Raw genomic sequence first — 20,755 nt, forward strand, 5'->3', positions numbered from 1 at the left:
ACACCGGCACGCCGGCCAGGTCCATCAACAAGGCACAGCCTACCGTATACCGTACGCGTCATAGCTGCATTGTCCATGACAACGCATATGCCATCTCGACTTAAGCAAGAAAAGAAAAAGGCGCGCCGATTAACCGGCGCGCCTCACGTAACACTTGGAAGATGTCTTGCCTGACAGCCTTAGAACTTCACCTTCACACCGACGTTCCAGAAGCGGCCGATGATGCCGGCGTAGTCGTAGGTAGGGTTGTAGAAATTAGCCGCATAGTTCAGCGGAGCAAGCGGCGGCTTGCGGTCCGTCACGTTGTCCACCGAGGCTGTGAGCGTGATGTGATCATTCAACTTGTAGCTGCCCACGAGATTGCCGTAGGTGAACGAGGACATCGTACAGTTGCCGGCCAGCGGCCCGCCGCCGGGACCTAGAGCATCGAAGCATGCCGTGGTGCCGGTGACGTCCTGCGCCGACTCGTATTCCTTGCTGACGAAGTAGATCGTGCCCGTCAGGCTGAGCGGACCCCACTCGATGGTGTTTGCCCAGTTGCCACGAGTACGTGGCGTACCCGCACCGGAGGACAGGTTGAACGGACCCTGCGTACCGACGTAGCTCTGGATCTGCCCGGCGGAGTCCTGCTTCCACTGGAAGATCTGCGTGCCCTGCAGTTCGCTGATGTACGTGATGCCATTGCTGAACTGGAAGTGCACCTGCATGTCCAGATCGACACCCGTCGTCTCCAGCCAATTACCGTTGACGTAATCGGCACCCACGAAGATCGGACGCAGCGGCGCAGTCGGATGCGCCGGATCGGGTATATCGAAGGTCATCGTGTAGCCCGGCAATACCGTGCCGGTGTTGTAATAGTTCAACAACGCAACACCCGGGTTCGCCGGCACGATCACGTTGCTCTTCCTGATGTTGTAATAGTCGATCGAAGCGTTGAACCAGCTGACCGGTTGCACTACTACACCGAAGGTGAAGCTCCGCGATTTCTCAGGCTTCAGGTTGGGATTACCCGAGCTGCCCTCTTCGAGCGCGTAGGGCACAGTCACGTAATTCGAATTGCCGTGCGCTGCCAGGAACGACGCCGGTGCACCCTGACCCGCGACCGAATTGGCGACGAAGCCTGCACTGAAGCTGCCGGGGCCCTCGCCAAATTGCGGAGCGCGGAATCCCTTCGAGTAAGTAGCACGCAGCGCGACCCAATCCAGCGGCTTCCACTTCAGGCCGACTTTTGGCGAGAAATTGTTGCCGACACGCGGGTAATGGTCGAAGCGGCCAGAGACGTCGACTTCCAGACTCTCCAGCAGCGGCGCATCGAACTCGGTGTACATACCGCTTACGTTACGAGAGCCGGTAATGAAGGTGTTACCCAACCCTTGATAGATACCGCCCGGATTGAGCTGCTCCTGTAGCTGTCCTTCATGACGGAACTGGAGACCGGCAGCGAAGCCCGTTGGGCCACCTGGCAAGTCGAACAGTTGACGGTTCACAGTGAAGTCGAACACGTCCATGTCCGAGTGATTTTGTGCGATATCGGGTGGCGCAATCTGATTGCGAATGGCCGCACTGTTTGCCGACGGATTGACGAAGTTGTACGTGCCGTTCGCAACGGCGTTGAGCAAGGCCTGATAGCTGAGAAAGCCCAGGTTTTCGTAGCCCTGCCACTCATGGTTGCCCACTACCGACGCTTCGTAATTCCAGTCGCCGAAGGTGCCTTGTATATCGAGTACGGCGCGCAGGTTATGGGTGTCGACGTTTGTTCCGCCCGGAATATCACCGAACAAATAGTTGATGTACGCATACTGGCCCGGGAACGGGTTGGACGGATTTCCAGGCGGCAACTGAATGTTGTCGGTGTTGTTCGGTACGCTGGATTGGATCTGAGGCGGCGTCCCAAGCTCATGAACCACGGACTGGTAATAGCTCACCGCGGCATAGGCCTTGGTGGTGTCGTTGAACTTGTAAGTGAAGCGGCCATAGAGGCCATCCTTGTTCGAGTACTGCTGTGCATGTCCGTATTGATAGGCGGCATCTTGTGCGCAGTACGAGCCCGCGGCATTCGTCTCGAGCTGGGTACCGCCGGTGCAAGGACCCAGCGGCTGGCTTGGGCCGGTAGCCGCACCGCCTGGAGTCGGCCCGGCCGGTGTTACGGAGCCGACCGAGGAACCGTTGAAGTTCGCCGGATTGCCGATGCGAAGATCCGGGCCGCCGATGGAGGTGAGATTCGTGCTGTTGAAGGGAAAGCTGCGATCCTTCAAGGGAATCGCCTGATCCTGCTCCCATTCCGCGCTGAAGTAGGCGTTGTAGCGATCCGTGTTCAAATCACCGTAACCCGCCACCAATGACGCATGTTTGTGGAAGCCGCCACCGTGCTGCGAATTGCCGACTTCAGCCGTGCCTTCCACGCCCTGGAATGTAGGCTTGAGAATGATGTTGACCACGCCGGCGATCGCGTCGGAACCATAGATCGACGAGGCGCCATCTTTCAGTACTTCGATGCGCTCGATGGCAGCCAGCGGAAGCGTCTGCAGGTCGACGAACGAACGAATGCCGTCGTCCACCAGCGGGTAGCTTGCCGAACGCTTGCCATCGACCAGTACCAGTGTTGAGTTCACCGTCAGGCCGCGCAGCGCGACACCCGAAGAACCTGTCGCGAAGCCGGCATAAAACGCGGGCGGGATGGTACCGCTGTTGTCAGCGGAAATCGCACGCACCACATCGGATACGTTGGTGAAACCGGAACGTGCAATGTCCTGCGCAGTAATCACCGTGACGGGTGATGGTGTTTCAGTATCGACGCGTGGCAACGCAGAACCCGTAACGGTGATGGTCTGCAATTGCTTTGCGCTGGATGGCGCGGGTTGCTGTGATTGTGCAGATTGCTGGTCTTGCGGGGCAGTGCTTTGTGCAAAAACCGCTCCGGAAGCAGGCGCTAGCAACAAACCTGCAAGCGAAAGCGCAAGTTGATTACGTTTCATTTGGAACCCCTCCAAGGTTTAACCGGTTATATGGGTGTAACCGCTTGTGAGTTGCCCAATCGATCCGCTGGATGACAAGTAGTAAGGAATCCCTCCAGACCCCGAGCCGGATCTACCACAGTAAGGCTTTATGGACAAGCCATTAACAATGGCAATTATTTACGAAACCGCTTTGCAGAAATGCCGATATTTCTTGGAAAGATGAGCACAACTGCCTATCTGTGGCCGCTTAAACGATTACAAAGCGGCGTCGTTTTTGCGTAATTACTTACGAATTCACTTAATTTTGAAGTGATATAACGCGTTTCAACAGTCAGCTAACTTTTCACCTTCGCAAAAATAACGGCGCGTCGAAAACGACGCGCCGTTATTGAAAACAACAATCCGGTTTAGTCGTGATGCATGACGCGGATAACGTCATGCATCACGTTTCGGATCTTAGAACTTCACCTTCACGCCAACATTCCAGAAACGACCGATAACACCAGACTGCGTGTAGGTCGGGTTGTAGTTGTTGCCGGCGTAGTTGGCCGGATCGAACGGTGCCTTGCGATCAAACACGTTCATCAACGAAGCAGTCACAGCGATGTGCTCGTTGATGTCATAGCTGCCAGTGAGGTCGAAGTCGTAGAACGAACCGACGTGGCAGCTCCCCGGCTGGAACGCGGTACCGGCGCCGTTGAGGGTCAAGCAGGAGCCCGGACCCACACCAACGTCTTCGGCGATTTCCTGGTAACCGCTGGTGTAGTACAGCGTGCCGGTCACGGTCAGCGGTCCGTACATGACGGTGTTGGACCACGAACCCTTGTTGCGCGGCGTACCTGCGCCGGACGACAGGTTGTACGGCCCCTGCGTACCAACGTAGCTCTGCACGATACCGCCCGGCAGGATCATCTTCCATTCGAAGATCTGCGTGCCCTGCAGCTCGCTGATGTACTTCACGCTGCCGAAGTCCCAATGACCCTGGATATCCACATCCACGCCAGTGGTCTTGAGCGAGTTGGCGTTGGTGTACTCACCCGTAAGCAAGGCTGGACGCGCCAGTGCGGTCGGGTGTTGCGGATCAGCCAAGTCTGGCGTAATCGTCACGCCCGGCACAGTGCCACCGTTGGCCCAGTAGGCGGCGAGCGCGCTACCGTAGTCAGGCGTAACAATGACGTTGCTCTTGCGGATGTTGTAGTAGTCCACCGAGGCATTCAGCCAGCTGGTCGGCTGCACGACCACGCCGAAGGTAAAGCTGTTCGCTTTTTCCGGCTTGATGTTGCGATTGGCCAGCGTGTACTCGGAGATCGCGTACGGCGAGGAACTGTAAGCGTTGCCGCCATGCAGTGCCTGGAAGCTAGCCGGCGGCGTGACGGTGACGAAACCCTGCGCGGAGCTGGAACCGTTTTCGGCGAAGCTCGGTGCACGGAAGCCCTTCGAGTACGTACCGCGAACCGCAACCCAGTCCAACGGCTTCCACTTCAGGCCAATCTTCGGCGAGAAGTTGTTGCCCACGTCGGAGTAATGGTCAAAGCGGCCGGAGACGTCAGCTTCCAGTGACTCCAGCAGCGGCAAGTCGAACTCGCCATACACACCGGCAACGTCGCGGCTGCCCTTGGTCGTGGCATTGCCCAGGCCCTGGAATTCGAAGTTCGGGTTGAGCGTCGGGTCATTCTGCGCTTCGTGGCGCACCTGCGCACCCACGGCCAGACCGGCTGAGCCGCCCGGCAGATCAAACAGGCTGCGGCTGGCATTGAAGTCCAGCGAATCCAGGTCGGACGTGGACGTCTTGGCATAGCCCGGCGCCAGCGACGCGCGCACAGCCGCCGAATTCGACGACGGATTGGCGAAGTTGTAGGTGCCGTTGTTGATCGCGTTGACCAGCGCCTGATAGTTGATGAAACCGAACTGGTTTGTATCAAGCGAGGTATGGTTGATCACCGCAGTGGTGTTGTAGTTCCACTCACCGATGGTGCCCTGGACACCACCCACCAAGCGCATGTTGTGATTGGTGTAGTTGTTACCCTGCGGAATGTCGCCGAACGCGTAGTTGATCGGCGCAGGCGCATTGAACGGGTTGGACGGATTGCCCACCGGCAACGTGATGTTGGTCGTGTTGACTGGCGTGGTGACCTGAATCTGCGCCGGCGTGTTCACCGACCAGGTCTTGGACTGCATGTAGCTGGCCGACAGGTAGGCCTTGGTGGTGTCGTTGATCTTCACCGTGATGCGGCCGTAGATGCCGCCCTGCTCCATCTGCGGAGCCACCAGCGTGTACTGATTGATCAGATCCTGGTAGCAATAGCTGCCGGCGCTGCTGGTGACCAGCTGGGTACCGGGCGTGCAGTTGCGTAGCGGCTGCAGCAGGCCAGTGGCCGGGTTGGTGATCGAACCTACCGTGGAGCCAACGTTGTTACCCGGCACGCCCGGATTCGGACCACCGATCGAGCTGAGATTGTTGGTGTTGTAAGGGAACTCGCGATCACGACTCCAGATCGGGTTGTCCTTCTCGTACTGCACGCTGAAGTAAGCGTTGTAGCGATCCTTGTCCAGATCGCCAGCACCGGCCAGGAAGGTGGCCTTCTTGGTGAAGCCACCGCCATGCTGCGAGTTGCCGACGTCGGCCGTGCCCTCGATGCCCTTGAAGTTGGGACGCAGGATGATGTTGACCACGCCCGCGATTGCGTCAGCGCCGTACAGGGACGAAGCACCGTCCTTCAGCACTTCGATACGCTCGACGGCTGCGAGCGGAATGGTGTTGAGGTCGACGAAGGAGCGCTGACCGTCATCCGACACCGCATAGTTGGCGGCACGCTGACCATCGATCAGCACCAGGGTCGAGTTCACGGTGAGGCCGCGCAGCGCCACACCCGAAGAACCGGCCGCAAAGCCAGCGGTGAAAGCGTTGGGGATCGAACCGGAGTTGTCCGCCGAGATCGAGCGAACCACATCGGAGATGGTGGTGTAACCGCTACGTGCGATCTGCTGTGCAGTAATCACGGTCACCGGCGACGGCGTTTCCGTGTCCACGCGCGGCAGTGCCGAACCGGTCACCGTAATGGTCTGCAGTTGCTTGGCGTTACCCTGGCTCGGGGCAGCCTGGGATTGATCCTGCGTAGCCGGGGCGCTCTGGGCAAAAGAGGTTCCGGCAATCGGGGCAAGCAGAAGGCCCGCCAACGAAAGCGCAAGCTTATTACGAGTCATTTTTCATACCCTCCAAGGTACAGCTGATTGTGATTCGCCCAACTAGGGGTTGTTGCGGGTAGGGGGAAGTTGGGCGTGTGGGGACACGACGCCGAAGTCTTCCACACCCTTTAGCCTTCAGACAAGTCCTTAACATTGCGAAAGTTATTGCGATGCCGGTGGCCGGCATTGATCGCAAAAATTTGCCAGCCTTTCCCCTGCTCGCCAACTACTCCCTCACGCGTTACGCATGAGCCAAACCGAGGGATACGCAAGATATTGCTTGTTCAAACAAGTATATGGATCGCCGTGCGGGTATACCCCTACACGCAAATATGGCCCTTAAAGACAAGCAAAAAGCAAAGCTTTTGCCCTGCATCAACACAACTGTTGCGCGGTAGCGCCCCGAGCTAGTTCCGTCGATTTCGTAATTTCATGCAAAGACGTAGAACTCGTTCAAGCGTCAGGAAAGGCCCTTAGAAAATTACGTAGCTGCCTATGTTTTCTCGCGGAAATGGACGAAGAACTCGTAAGTTCTTGACTGGCGCAATTTCTTCCGTTAAACAAAGATTAGCGGGCATGGCGGGGGAACCAATCAAATCCCATGCCCGAGCGCAGTAAAACCATTGTTATCGGGGAAAAAAGCTATGAAGAATTACTTGGGCGGCTATCGGCCGCACCGTAAGGCGCTTGCTGTCGCGTTGGGCATGAGCCTGGCCGGCGTGGCCATGGCGCAGTCCACTACCGGCACATTTGTGGGCCAGGCGCCGGTCGGCGATTCGGTTACGGTCGTGAGTGCAACCGGCCTTACCCGCGAAGCACCGGTCGACAGCTCCGGCCACTACCGCATTGCCAACATGCCGGTCGGCACCTACACGGTGCAGCTGAAGAAAGACGGTTCGGTGGTCGACAGCCGCGACAACGTGACGCTCGCCGTAGGCATCAGCACTGAAATTTCCTTCGCAGCCAAAACGCTGAGCACCGTTACGGTGAATGCGAATGCGCTGCCACAGATTGACGTTGCATCGGTGGATTCGCGCTCGGTCATCACGTCCAAGGATCTGGAGCGTCTGCCGCTTGGCCGTTCGGCCGAAGCCATCGCGCTGCTGGCGCCAGGCGTTGTGCAAGGCAGTGGTTACTTCAACAACTCGCTCTCCTTCGGTGGCGGCAGCCCCAGCGAGAACGCGTATTACATAAACGGTTTCAGCAGCTCCGATCCGCTGTCCAATCTGGGCGGCGTGGGCCTGCCCTACGGCTCGATCGATCAGCAGGAAACCTACATCGGCGGTTACAGCGCGAAGTACGGCCGCTCGGACGGCGGCGTCATCAACCAGATCGGTAAGCGTGGTACCAACGAGTGGCATTTTGGTGGCCAGATGCTTTGGGAACCGCGTTTCCTGGAATCCGATCCGCAGAACCGCTACTACCCCAACATGGCGCTGCCTTCGGGCTACAGCTATGCCAAATCGAACCTGCCGGGCACGCTCTATCAGTACCGCAAGGGCGATAAGCAATGGCGCACGGTGTATGACGCTTACGTGGGCGGCCCGCTGATCAAGGACAAGCTGTTCTTCTTCCTGTCGGCCGAAGCGGAGAAGGTGGAAGGTCGCAGTACCAATACGGTGGATGCTTCGCAGGCGGCTTATCTCAAGTACATCAACAAGCTGCAGAAGTTCTACGGCAAGATCGACTGGAACATCACCGACAACCATCTGCTGGAACTCACGCACATCGTGAACAAGCAGCCTGCCGATGCAGGCGCGAGTGATCCACTGAAGCCGAGCTCCGGCGAATACTACGCCTTCAACTACGCCAACCTCGGTACCGGTGGTGCGAAGGGTCTGTACCCGGTGTGGTCCAAGGACTCCACCACGCTAGACATCATCAAGTACACCGGCTACATCACGCAGGACTTGACGGTGAGCGCGACCTACGGTCGCAACAAGGTGACGAACTTCACCCAGATTCCAGGCCAGAATGACACCGACCCGTTCATCGCCAACCCGCTCAACCAAAATCCCGCATATACCGGCGGCGGCACGATCACCAACGGCAACACCGTTCGCCTGATCAATTCGCCAGACGCCCAGACCCGTACGCACGGTCTGCGTTTGGACGTCGATTACCACCTGGGTAGCCATGATCTGTCGGTGGGTATCGACAACATGTACTACCACGCTGCCGATCAGGGCCAGGTCACCAGCGGCCCCGGCTACGCTTGGTATTACTTCATCACCAAGACCCCGAACAGCCCCATCAACAGCTACTCCGCTGCACCGGGCACTCCGTACTACGTGCGGCAGCGCATTTTCCACGACGCCACCAGCATGTCCGTGGCGCAGAAGGCGTACTACCTGGAAGACAAGTGGCAGGTCACCGACCGCTGGATGGTGGACGTTGGTTTGCGCAACGACAAGTTCACCAACTACAACAATAGCGAGCAGCCTTATGTCCGCAGCGGCAATCAATGGGCACCGCGCCTGGGCGCGAGTTGGGATGTGTTCGGCGATGCCAGCCTGAAGCTATACGCCAACCTTGGCCGTTACTACCTCGCGCTGCCGAGCAGCGTGGCCATCCGCGGCGCTTCGGCATCGACGTATACGGATCAATACTTCACCTACACAGGTATCGCCGCGAACGGTGCACCTACCGGCGTAGCCGCTCTTGGTCCGGCTCACTCGGCAGACAACGAATACGGCGTCACGCCCGATCCGAAGACCTTCACCGCCACCAACCTGCGTTCGGAATACCAGGATGAGCTGATCCTCGGTTTCGACAAGACGCTTGGCCCGAGCTGGACCACCGGCGCGAAGTTCACGCTGCGTAAGTTGGAAAGTGCGATCGACGACGTCTGCGACATGGACAAGTTGGCGGCCAAGATGCAATCGATGGGTTTGGATCCCTCGTTGTACAACACCACTCAGCCGGGTTGCCGTCTGATCAATCCGGGCCAGAGCAACGACTTCCTGGTGTCGCGCATCGACGGCAGCGGCTACAGCAAGGTGACGATGACCAAGAGCGACTGGGGCTTCACCGATGGTGCGAAGCGCAAGTACTACGCGCTGAACATGTACCTGGAGCACCCGTTCGATGGTAAGTGGCAGGGTCGCCTGGATTACACGTTCTCGCGTAGCTATGGCAACACCGAAGGTCAGGTGCGTTCGGACATCGGCCAGACCGACGTCAGCAAGACCGAGGACTGGGACTTCGCGTCGATCATGGCGAACAGTAACGGTGTGCTGTTCAACGATCGTACGCACCAGATCAAAGCTTACGGTGCTTACGCGGTGACGCCGGAGTGGATGGTGTCGGCCCGCGTGTTGCTGACCTCGGGTGCACCGAAGAGCTGTCTCGGCTACTACCCTGCACCGGACACCGATCCGTCGGGATATGGTTCGGCCTATCACTACTGCTTTGCCCAGGCTTCGGCTCCGGGTGCAGTGGGCCGCATGCCCTGGAACCAACGCCTGGATCTGGGCGTGAACTATCGCCCGATGTTCGCGCAGCAGAAGCTGGCCTTCGGCCTGGATGTGTTCAACGTGTTGAACCGTCAGGTGCCGACTCAGTGGAGTGCCACCAGCGAATCCGCGTCGCCTGGCACAGTGCTCAATACGTACGGCATCGGCATGTACTACACGCAGCCGCGTTACGTACGTCTGTCGGTGTCTTACGACTACTGATAGCAAGTTCGGTAATGGGCGTTCTTCCCAGAGACGTCCACTTCCCCGCTCGCCCCGGTTTACGCCGGGGCGAGTTTTTTTCGGCTGCCCGGGAAAAGGTCACGTAAGTTGGGGCGCTATTTTCATCGATCTTCGTAAAACAAAACGGCGCGCCGATCACTCGACGCGCCGTTTTCACATCAACTGCATCGCCATGACGCGATACAGCCTTTCAACCACTGCTTACTCGAACGTGTACTTCGCACCCACCGTGAAATAACGGCCGATGGCGCCGGTGGAATCCAACGGGTTGTAGTTCATCGCGCCGTAGGTCGTCGGGTCGAGCGGAGCAATTTCGTCGGTCACGTTCTGGATCGAACCGAACACTTCGAAGTTGTTCGCGAAGTGATAACGAGCCGAGAGATCCACTGTGGTGAACGACGGAATGCGGCAATGCTCCGGTGCGTCCGTGCCATCGGCAAACGACGTGTTGCACGGAGCGCCCGCATAAGGCACGTTCTTGAACGCGCTGCGATAGTTCACTGTGGCACCCAACGAGAAGTTGTTGATGTCCCAGCCGGCAGTGATCTGTGCACGATGGCGCGGCGTACCGATACAGTTGGTGGTATCGCAGTTGCCGTGCGTGCCCGCGTACTGCACGGTGCCACTGGCGTCCTCACGTGCATACGAGATCAAACGCGTAGCATTCAGATCGAAGTTCAACCTGCCGTACGTGCCCAGGTCGAAGCGCTGCGTGAAATCCAGATCGACGCCACGCACCGAGGTCGCTGCGGAGTTGATGTAGCTACCTTCCGCTGCCAGCAGCGTACCGCTGTTGGGGATGCCGGGCAGATTGTTGTCCGAGCGGATCACGTTGCCCGCGGCGATTGCCGAAGCGGCCGTGCTCTGATTGATTTCATCGGTACGACGAATGCGCCAGTAATCGACGGTCAACGACGTATCCGCAGTCGGTGCCAACACGATGCCGCCGGTGTAGCTGCGCGAACGCTCCGGCTTCAGATGTGCATTCGGCCCAGTGATGATGGCAATAGCGGCATTGCAGTCCGCCTGCGAAGCACCCGGCAACGGAGCGCCGTTCGGGCAACGCACTGGATCGGGAGCATTGGTGAACGCGGCCAGGCGGCCACCGGTTTCAGCCGGGTTCGGTGCACGGAAACCACCTGCGAACGTGCCGCGCAGCGACAGCCATGGCGTTGGCGACCACTTGAGGCCGAACTTCGGTGTGACCGCGGTGCTGCCGGATTTGTAGCTATCCACGCGGCCCGCAGCCGAGACTTCCAACGTGCTCAGCACCGGTGCATCCAATTCGAAATAGCCGGCCGCCACGGATTGCGAGCCCTTATAGGCCGAGTAACCCAGACCGATGATGTCGCCCGTGTCGGTATACGTGGTTGGCGTGAGCGACACGGCCGTGCGGCGATATTCAGCGCCAAGTGCCAAGCCGAGCGGACCGCCAGGCAGATCAAACAGAGTGCGCGTGACCTTGGCGTCGATCGAGTCGAGCACACTGCTGGCGTCCGCGTGCAGCGTCGGCGAGATGTAGTTGTAGATACCCGGGTTGTTCAAACCGGAGTTCTCACCGATGCGCCAGTAGCCGAACGGACTGTTGGGATTGGTGAGCGCATCGCGCACCGCGCTGTAACGCAGATAGCCCCAGCGCGAGCTGGTGAGATCGGTGCCCGAATGCATGTACGCGGCATCGTAATCCCACGAACCAAAGGTGCCCTTCACGCCGACCAGGAAGCGATAGAAGTCATTGTCGGTGCGCGTCACGCGCGGACCGACATCCCACGCGGAGTAACGCAGACGTGCGTTCGTGCCGTAGGGATTGTCGGGATCGCCAGGTCCAAGCACCACGGCGCCTGCGCCGCTGCTGGCATTGACCGGGCCGCCCGGATAACCCCAGGCACCGGAGACGCCCGACGGTGTGGTCTGGAACTTGGAAACCTTGTTCGAGTAGCCAAATTCGCTATACACCTGCGTGTCGTCGGATACCTTGTAGGTGCCGCGCACGAACAAGTTGATCGAGCGATCGCTCGGCGTGATCCAGCGGAACTTCGCCGTATCCCACAAGCAGCCGCCACCGCCGCCAGCCTGCGAAATGTTGGAGAACTGTCCGCAGCCAGGCAGCGACGTGTAGAGACCCGTAGCCGGATCGCGCACCGCACCCGTCGGCGAACTGCCTGCCACGGCGCCACCGCTGGTGATCGCACCGCCGAGGAACTGGCTGCCTGTCGCGCTGTAACCCCACGGACGCAGATCGCCCGTACCAATCCATTTGCGATCGCTGCGATCGGTCGCGAGGATCGCGTCGTCCTTGATGCCTTCCAGGTTGAACAGGATGTTGTAGCGATCCTTGTTGAGGTCGCCCGTACCTGCCGTCAGCGAGGCCTTGTAACGATTGCCGTCGCCGTTGCCGGAAACACCGGTCGAAACTTTGGCCACTGCGCCGTGGAAGTCGCTTCTCAAGATGATGTTGACCACGCCGGCGATGGCGTCGGAACCGTAAATAGCGGATGCACCGTCCTTCAGCACTTCGATGCGTTCCACTGCTTCCATCGGGATGGTGCTGAGGTCGGTGAAGACTTTCTGGCCGTCATCGGCCAAGCCGAACGACGCCATGCGGCGACCATTGAGCAGCACCAGCGTGGAACCAGCACCGAGGCCGCGCAGCGAAACGCCGGTGGCGCCGCTGGCAAAGCCGTTGCCAAACGTGGAAGGAATCGAGCCGGCACCATCAACAGTCAGGCGCTGCAGGAAGTCGGCAACCGTCGGCAGGCCGCTCGCCTGCAGATCCTTGGCAGTGATGACTTGCACCGGCGAAGCGGTTTCCAGGTCGGTACGCGGAATGCTGGAACCGGTCACCACGACCTTCTCCAGCGTCTTCGTGGATTGCGTTGCGTCTTGCGATTGCGCGTTCGCCGCGAATGCAAAACCGGCGGAACCCGCGAACAAGGTCCACACGATAGCGTCGCGCAGCCGTGTCGTTCTCATACGCATGAATGAAATCTCCCTCGTTTCGGCAGCAGATGTGGGGTATGGGTAGGGCTCTGCTGACTCCCCTAGCGCATAAACCTACGTCGTAAGAAGATGCGCATTTCAGGATAGTACCCACACTTCGCAAGAAATTAACAGTACCGCTTGGCCCAAGAAGACGGCTTAAATGGCCTCATTTGGCTCGAAAAATTTCTTAAATCTTTGAACTATAAGGGTCAGCGCATACGACTGTCGCGCATGTGCAATCGCAGCATTTTGCGATTCCACATGACGTGTTTGGACAAATTCGTAGGTGCGATCGAATGATTTCGAGCTCGCGTCGTGCGTGGGTCGCACCCCAACCCCTAAAACATCCTGGCCATGCAGATCGCGGCAATAAAAAAAGCGGCGCATTGAACATGCGCCGCTTTTTTGAGCCGAACTTGGTTGCGCGTATGGGTTAGCCGACGGCGACTTCTTCTTTTACCGACGACACATTCGCCAACATGCTGGCGATACTCCTACCCGCTTCACGGCCGTCGTACACCGCACGTACCACCAGATCCGCACCACGCACATTGTCGCCACCCGCGAAAATTTTCGGATGGCTGGTCTGGTGCGGAAGGCGGCCGTGAGCACCAGTGATCACTTTGCCCGACGAGGCGAGATCCACGCCGTGCGCCTTCAACCAATCCGGCGGACTGGGCAGGAAGCCGAACGATTGGATCACCACATCCGCGGCGATTTCCGATTCAGTGCCAGGCACGTTCTGTGGACGCGCACGTCCATCGCCCGTATCCACCAGACGCGTTTCCACCACGCGAACACCACGCACATGGCCCTTGCCGTTGTCGAGAATCGCCACCGGCTGACGGTGGAACATAAAAGTGACACCTTCCTCGCGGCTGTAATTCACCTCGCGCGCGGAACCCGGCATGCTCGCTTCATCGCGGCGATATACGCAGGTGACGGATGCGGCACCAAGGCGGATCGCGGTGCGGTTGCAATCCATGCCAGTATCACCACCGCCGAGCACCACCACGTGCTTGCCGTGGAAATCGAACATGGAAGCTGGTTCGTTGCGCAGCAAGCGTTCGGTGTTCGCGATCAGGAACGGCAAGGCATCGTGCACACCCAGCAGTTCGCGTCCTGGCAATTGGCCGTCCACAAAGGTGTAAGCGCCGGTGCCGACGAAAACGGCGTCGTATTCTTCCAGCAGCGCGCCAAATTCCACATCACGCCCCACTTCCTTGCCGAGCAGGAAACGCACGCCCATGCCTTCAAGCACTTCGCGACGCGTGCGAACCACGCCCTTGTCCAGCTTGAACGGCGGAATGCCGAAGGTGAGCAAGCCGCCGATCTCGCGTTGACGATCGTAGACATCCACTGCAATGCCTTCGCGACGCAGGCGATCTGCACACGCAAGCCCTGCTGGGCCGGCGCCAACTACCGCCACGCGATAACCGGTTTCATGCACTTTGGAAAGATCCGGACGCCACCCCTGACGCAACGCTTCGTCGGTAACCCAGCGCTCGATGCTGCCGATGGTCACCGCGCCGAACGCGGTCTGCTCCAGTGTGCAGGCGCCTTCGCACAAACGATCCTGCGGACACACGCGCCCACAGATTTCCGGCAGCGGATTGGTTTCGTGCATCAGCGTGGCCGCTTCCATGATGCGACCCTGCTGCACCAGTTTCAGCCAGTTCGGAATGTAGTTGTGCACCGGACAGGCGTGTTCGCAATACGGATTGCCGCAATCGATGCAGCGCTCCGCTTGCGAAGCTGCTTGCGGCGAAGCGAAGTCGCCGCCGATTTCACCGTAGCCCAGCACGCGCACCGCCACGGGGACGGTGCGCGGCGGCTGTCGAGGCAAGTCGAGGAATTGGAACAGTTTTGCGCTCATGCCGCCCTCCGCAGTTCTTCGGCCAACACGGCAAGGCTCGCGGCTTTTGGTTTCACCAGCCAGAATTTGTATTGCAGGCCGCGGAAGTCGCGCAGAATCTGCCGACCCCATTCGCTGCCAGTCAATTCAACATGGCGGGTGACCAATTTCCGCAGGTGCTGCATGTAGTTTTCCATCCCCTCGGGTGAGATACGCAGAATGTCGACCAGCTCGTGGTTGTAGCAGTCGACGAAGTCGCGCTCGATGTCGAGCACATACGCAAAGCCGCCGGTCATGCCCGCACCAAAGTTGAGGCCAACCTTGCCGAGCACGGCGACCACACCACCGGTCATGTATTCGCAGCAGTGATCGCCCGCACCTTCGACCACGGCGATCGCACCGGAATTGCGCACGGCGAAGCGTTCGCCCGCGCGACCCGCAGCATAAAACTCACCATCCGTCGCGCCGTACAGGCAGGTGTTGCCGATGATCGATGCGTCCTGGCTGGCATAGGGCGCATCCGCCGGCGGACGCACCACGATACGACCGCCTGCCATGCCCTTGCCGACGCCGTCGTTGGCTTCGCCGACCAATTCGATGTGCACGCCGCCGGCGTTCCACGCGCCCAAACTTTGACCGGCTGCGCCTTCCAGCTTCAATTCGATGGGGTTCGCGTCCATACCGTGATCGCCATGACGACGCGCGACATCACCGGACAAGCGCGCACCGATCGCGCGATCTGTGTTCTCGATGCGATAAGCAAACGTGCCGCTGGTCTTGTTTGCCACCGCGTCCGCTGTGTCGATCGCAATGCGCGAAGCCAGTGCGGCTTCGTCGCGCATCGGATTGCGCGGCAGCGTGCATGCGAATTCGCTGCTGGCACTCAAGCCCGTGCCGTCAATCAGCGGCGTAAGGTCAAGCCTGTGCTGCACCGGCGTGACGCCTTCGAGCTGTTCGAGCAGATCGGTGCGACCGACAATTTCACCCAGCGAACGCACGCCGATCTGCGCCAAATGGGCACGCACGTCCTGCGCGAGGAAGGTGAAGTAGTTCATCACCATCTCGGGCAGGCCGACAAAGTGATCTTTGCGCAACACAGGATGCTGCGTAGCTACGCCGGTGGCACAGTTGTTCAAGTGGCAGATGCGCAGGTACTTGCAGCCCAGCGCCACCATCGGACCGGTGCCGAAGCCGAAACTTTCCGCACCGAGCAGCGCGGCTTTCACTACATCCAATCCAGTCTTCAAACCACCATCGGTCTGCAGACGCACGCGACCGCGCAGATCATTGCGGCGCAATGTTTGCTGCGTTTCGGCCAAACCGAGTTCCCACGGCGTACCGGCGTACTTGATCGACGTGAGCGGACTCGCGCCGGTACCACCGTCGTGACCACTGACGGTGATCAAATCCGCACCGGCCTTTACTACACCTGCAGCAACCGTACCGACGCCTGCATGCGAAACCAGCTTTACCGAGATCAGCGCATCCGGATTCACTTCCTTCAGATCGTGAATCAACTCGGCGAGATCTTCGATGGAATAAATATCGTGATGCGGCGGCGGCGAAATCAGACCAATGCCCGGCTTCGCGTAACGCAGGCGCGCAATGGTCGCATCCACCTTGTGGCCAGGAAGCTGACCGCCTTCGCCCGGCTTGGCACCTTGCGCAATCTTGATCTGCAGCACTTCGGCATTCACCAGATAAGCAGGCGTTACGCCGAAGCGGCCGGAAGCCACCTGCTTGATCTTCGATGCTTTCTCCGTGCCATAGCGCGCGGGATCTTCGCCGCCTTCGCCGGAGTTGCTGCGCGCGCCAAGGCGATTCATCGCGATCGCCAGCGCTTCGTGTGCTTCGGGCGAAAGTGCGCCCAACGACATGCCGGCGGAGTCGAAGCGCTTCAGGATCGCATCGACAGATTCCACTTCATCCAATGCAATCGGCAACGAGGCGGGCTTCAAGCCCAGCAGATCGCGCAACGCTGATGGCGGACGATGATCGACGTAATTCGCATACGCGCGGTAGTCGTTGGGATTACCGGTGCGCACTGCTTTTTGCAGCGTACCGATCACGTCCGGGTTGTACATGTGGTACTCGCCGCCGTGCACGTATTTGTACAGGCCGCCAGCACGCAAAGATTGCGCTTGGTTCCAGGCTTCCGCGGCAAGCAGTCGCTGCTCATGTTCCAGGTCGTTGAAGTTGGCGCCGCCGATGCGCGACGGTGTGCCCGGGAAGCACAGTTCCACCACTTCCGGCGCGAGACCCACGATTTCGAACAACTGCGCACCGCGATAGCCGGCGACGGTGGAAATGCCCATCTTCGACAGGATCTTCAGCAAACCCTTGCGAATGCCGCGACGATAGCTGCGCCCGATCTCCAGACGATCACCTTCGATGTGACCTTCGCGACCCAGCTCGAACAGGCTCTGATACGCCAGCCACGGATAGATCGCCGTGGCGCCATAACCGATCAGACAGGCGAATTGATGCGGGTCGCGCGGTGTGGCGGTTTCCACGACGATGTTGCAATGACAGCGCAGGCCTTCGTCGATGAGATGCGCGTGCACGGCGCCCGTCGCCAGCAACGAGTGAATCGGCAGCAGATCGCGCTGCGGATAGCGATCGCTCAAAAACACCAATGCACAGCCATCGCGCACGGTTTGCGCCACTTCGCGGCACAAACGACGCAATGCCGCCTCCAACCCCTCTTCCGGCTCATACATCAGATCGAAGCGCTGCGTGTTAGCGTATTGCGGCATCGCCAGCAGCTGTCGCAACTTGCGCTGCGAAAGAATCGGCGAGTTGATCAGGATCTGCTTGGCGTTTTCCGGCTTCAGATCGAACACGTTGCCTTCCGGCCCGATCTGCGTCACCAGCGACATCACCAGCTTTTCGCGCAGCGGATCGATCGGCGGATTGGTCACCTGCGCGAATGCCTGGCGGAAACGGTCGAACACCGGACGCACCTGACGCGACATGGCGGCCATCGGTGTGTCGTCACCCATCGAGCCGGTGGCTTCGGCCTCCAGCTCGGCGATCACCTTGAGTACGGTTTCGCGCTCTTCGCGCGACAGGCCATACAGCTTTTGATAGCAGCGCAATTCATCCGCCGGCAACGGCTCGGCCGCCAGCGACGGATCGATCAGATCCGATTCCAGATAGCTCACGCCCGCGCGCAGCCAATCGCGGAAGGGTGCGCGCTTGCGGTTGATTTCGTCGATATCCGCATCGTGCAGCAGACGGTTTGCCTTGAAATCCACGGCGATCATTTCGCCCGGCGCCAAGCGACCCTTGGCGATCACACGCGAACTCGGCACATCCCATAAGCCGGCTTCGGAGGCGACGATCAAATGATTGTCATCAGACAGCGCCCAGCGTGCCGGGCGCAGACCGTTGCGATCGAGCGTACACACCGCGTAACGGCCATCGCACATCACCAGACCGGCGGGACCATCCCACGGCTCGCTGTGCAGTGCGTAATACTCATAGAAAGCGGCGAGGTCTTCGTCGATGCCTTCGCGCGCGGCGAACGCTGGCGGTACCAGCACGCGCATCGCGGCGATCATGTCCAGCCCGCCGGCCAGCAACAGTTCCAGCGCGTTGTCGAGGCTTTCCGAATCCGAACCGCTTTGACGCACGAACGGACCAATGTCAGAGAGATCCACCAGCGGCGAGCGCCACACGTGCGCACGCGTCTGCATCCAGCGGCGATTGGCGCGAATGGTGTTGATTTCGCCGTTGTGCGCCAGCAGTCGGAACGGCTGGGCCAGGCGCCATTGCGGTGTGGTGTTGGTGGAGAAGCGTTGATGGAACACCACAGCATCGGCGGCGAGCGCTGGATGGCGCAGATCTTCGAACACATCACGCAAGCGTCCCGGCGCGGCCATGGCCTTGTAGCCGATCACCTGGGCGGAAAGCGACACCACATAGAACTGCGCATCATCGGCCAGCGCACGCTCGGCACGACGGCGTGCACGGAACAGCGCGCGCTCGAAGCCGGCATCGTCCATATCGTCCGCTGCGTTGACGAAGATCTGCCGCACCACCGGCATGGCCGCGGCAGAGAGGGGTCCACACGCTTCAACATTGACCGCCACATCACGCCAACCGGCGACGTGCAGACGTTCCTCTGCCACATAACGCTGCAATGTCTTGGCCGCTTCGCTCTCGGCCGATTCAAGAAACACCAGGCCAGCAGCGAAACGCTCGCCCAGGGGAATGCCTGCCTGCACCGCCAGTGCGCGCAGCCACGAATGCGGGTGATGGATCAGCACGCCGCAACCGTCGCCGGTCACGCCATCGGCGTTCACGCCGCCGCGATGCGAAAGTTTGGCGAGCGCCGTGAATGCCGTATCGACCACCCATTTGCTGGCACGGCCGTCGATCTGGGCAACCAGACCAAAGCCGCAGCTATCGTGTTCAAAACTGGGGTCGTACAACCGCGGTGCCACCAACATGAGTTTTCTTCCTCCCGGCTCGCTAGGGCGCAAAAAGCCCGCCGCCGAGGAGGCGGCAAGCTGCATGCGAATAAGGCTTGCAACCCGACTTTAAGCACAACTTGTGCGTCGCGTCAAAGCCGGCTAGACGTCCAAATGAAAAATGGTCGTTAGGCGTAACAGTGCGCGCTAACAGACCAGTCCCGTGCGCTCGCCCCCAAAGGCGCAACGGAGCGCCGTTTACGGCGTCTCGCGAGAACAGTCCAGCTCATAGATAATTCGCGCATGCTCATACATCTCCGCGCCTCCCGCCCGCTCGCTTTCATCCTGATCGCCATTGCGATCGCCCTTTCTTCCAGCTTTCCCGTCAGCGCCGCACAGGACAACAAGGCCGAAGCCGAACAGGCCCAGACCAAGCAGCAGCTGACAGACCTGCGCGCCAAGATGCAGGCGTTGGCCAAAGAGCAGGCCGACACCGCCGCCAAGCGCGACAGTGCGAACGCCGAGCTGGCCAAGCAATCCGATGCTGTGGCCACCGCTGCCAAGCTGGTACGCGACACCGACGCCCAGATCGCCGCCAAGCAGCAGCAACTCGATCAGTTACAAACGCAACGATCGGTACTCAACCAGAGCCTCAGCAGTCAGCGCGCCGCGATTGCCGATTTGCTGCGCGCCACCTACGCCGTCGGTCACGGCTCGGATCTGCGCCTATTGCTGGGCGACGAAGACATCGCGCGCATCGCCCGTTCGCTGGCGTATTCCAAATATTTCCAGCAAGACCGCATGCAGAAAGTGCAGCAGCTGATGACCGAACTGGCCAAACTGCAGGATCTGGAAAACCAGATCACTACCGAGCAGCAGGCGCTGGAAGCCACCCGCACAGAGCGCCAGCAACAGGCCTCGACGCTGCAACAGCAACGCAAACAACAGCAGCAGCTCGCCAGCCAGATCGACGCACAATATAAGAATCAGGCGCAGAAGCTTGCGACGATGAAGCAGAACGAGCAATCGCTCAACGATCTGCTGACGAAATTGCAGAAGGCCATCGACGACGCGGCCCGCGAAGCGGAGCGCAAGGCCCACGCCAATCCCACTGTTCCCAGTGGCAGCACCGGCAAGGCGATGGCCAACATCCGTGGCAACCTGCCTTGGCCGGCGCCCGGGCCCGTGCATACGTTTGGTAACGGCGTGCTGATCGGCGCGCCACGCGGCGCAGATGTGAAAGCTGTGGCGCGCGGACGAGTGGTGTACGCGCACTTTCTGCGCGGCTACGGGCAACTTATCATTCTCAGTCACGGCAATGGCTGGCTGAGCATGTACGGGAACAACGAAACCCTGCTGCACGGCGTGGGCGACGATGTCGCAGCGGGCGAAGCACTGGGCACCGCCATGCTGAGCACTGGCGACAACACCGGGGTGTATTTCGAGCTGCGGCAAAACGGGAAACCGATGGATCCGCGGACTTGGTTGAATCAGAAGCGCTAACGCTTGTGACGCCATGCCCCCTCTCCCCGCCGGGGAAAACATTTCTTCCTTTCTCTTTCCCCAAGGGGAAACGAGGTGGGGTGAGGGGCTGAGCTTGCCCGAAACTTGTTCTAGCCTGCGAACATTTTCACAAATCATTTCGCGCAGCGGAGCAAGCCG

Annotated in this window: 7 protein-coding genes; 2 read left to right on the plus strand and 5 right to left on the minus strand. The window is 59.7% G+C overall.

Annotated features, from left to right (window positions below; translation table 11 throughout):
• Positions 1-179: 179 nt before the first annotated feature.
• Together QQJ86_RS04120 and QQJ86_RS04125 are read right to left on the minus strand one after the other, a co-directional pair.
• Complete coding sequence (locus tag QQJ86_RS04120) at positions 180-2,975, minus strand: TonB-dependent receptor (RefSeq protein WP_284319640.1); 2,796 nt, start codon at positions 2,973-2,975, stop codon at positions 180-182.
• A 438-nt stretch (positions 2,976-3,413) separates the two neighbouring features.
• The gene (locus tag QQJ86_RS04125; RefSeq protein ID WP_284319641.1) at positions 3,414-6,161 is read right to left on the minus strand and encodes a TonB-dependent receptor; all 2,748 of its coding nucleotides are present in this window, start codon (positions 6,159-6,161) and stop codon (positions 3,414-3,416) included.
• Between the two features lie 626 nt (positions 6,162-6,787).
• On the opposite strand from QQJ86_RS04125, the gene QQJ86_RS04130 reads away from it, so the two are divergent.
• Positions 6,788-9,820, plus strand: a complete 3,033-nt coding sequence (locus QQJ86_RS04130) for a TonB-dependent receptor (protein ID WP_284319642.1) — start codon at positions 6,788-6,790, stop codon at positions 9,818-9,820.
• Positions 9,821-10,042: 222 nt separating this feature from the next.
• Here the strand turns inward: QQJ86_RS04130 and QQJ86_RS04135 are convergent, their stop codons facing one another.
• From QQJ86_RS04135 to gltB, 3 genes are all read right to left on the minus strand, one after another.
• A complete protein-coding gene (locus tag QQJ86_RS04135; protein WP_423372969.1) occupies positions 10,043-12,814 on the minus strand; it encodes a TonB-dependent receptor in 2,772 nt (923 codons plus the stop codon).
• Positions 12,815-13,256: 442 nt separating this feature from the next.
• Entirely contained in the window at positions 13,257-14,699 is a 1,443-nt protein-coding gene (locus tag QQJ86_RS04140) for an FAD-dependent oxidoreductase (RefSeq protein WP_284319644.1), read from the minus strand.
• Positions 14,696-19,132, minus strand: coding sequence for a glutamate synthase large subunit (gltB, locus tag QQJ86_RS04145; protein ID WP_284319645.1), 4,437 nt, complete (start codon positions 19,130-19,132; stop codon positions 14,696-14,698). The genes QQJ86_RS04140 and gltB overlap by 4 nt, the downstream gene beginning before the upstream one ends.
• A gap of 264 nt (positions 19,133-19,396) precedes the next feature.
• Between gltB and QQJ86_RS04150 the strand changes: the two genes are divergently transcribed.
• Complete coding sequence (locus tag QQJ86_RS04150; protein WP_284319646.1) at positions 19,397-20,596, plus strand: murein hydrolase activator EnvC family protein; 1,200 nt, start codon at positions 19,397-19,399, stop codon at positions 20,594-20,596.
• The last annotated feature ends 159 nt before the right edge of the window (positions 20,597-20,755 follow it).

The sequence above is a fragment of the Dyella acidisoli genome (assembly GCF_030160295.1).
Taxonomy (GTDB): Bacteria; Pseudomonadota; Gammaproteobacteria; order Xanthomonadales; family Rhodanobacteraceae; genus Dyella_B; species Dyella_B acidisoli.

What these genes read in the sequence shown, in the direction of transcription:
- QQJ86_RS04120 (WP_284319640.1), bottom strand. Translation starts at nt 2,975, where the DNA reads ATGAAACGTAATCAACTTGCGCTTTCGCTTGCAGGTTTGTTGCTAGCG.
- QQJ86_RS04130 (WP_284319642.1), top strand. Translation starts at nt 6,788, where the DNA reads ATGAAGAATTACTTGGGCGGCTATCGGCCGCACCGTAAGGCGCTTGCT.
- QQJ86_RS04135 (WP_423372969.1), bottom strand. Translation starts at nt 12,814, where the DNA reads ATGAGAACGACACGGCTGCGCGACGCTATCGTGTGGACCTTGTTCGCG.
- gltB (WP_284319645.1), bottom strand. Translation starts at nt 19,132, where the DNA reads ATGTTGGTGGCACCGCGGTTGTACGACCCCAGTTTTGAACACGATAGC.
- QQJ86_RS04150 (WP_284319646.1), top strand. Translation starts at nt 19,397, where the DNA reads ATGCTCATACATCTCCGCGCCTCCCGCCCGCTCGCTTTCATCCTGATC.
- QQJ86_RS04125 (WP_284319641.1), bottom strand. Translation starts at nt 6,161, where the DNA reads ATGACTCGTAATAAGCTTGCGCTTTCGTTGGCGGGCCTTCTGCTTGCC.
- QQJ86_RS04140 (WP_284319644.1), bottom strand. Translation starts at nt 14,699, where the DNA reads ATGAGCGCAAAACTGTTCCAATTCCTCGACTTGCCTCGACAGCCGCCG.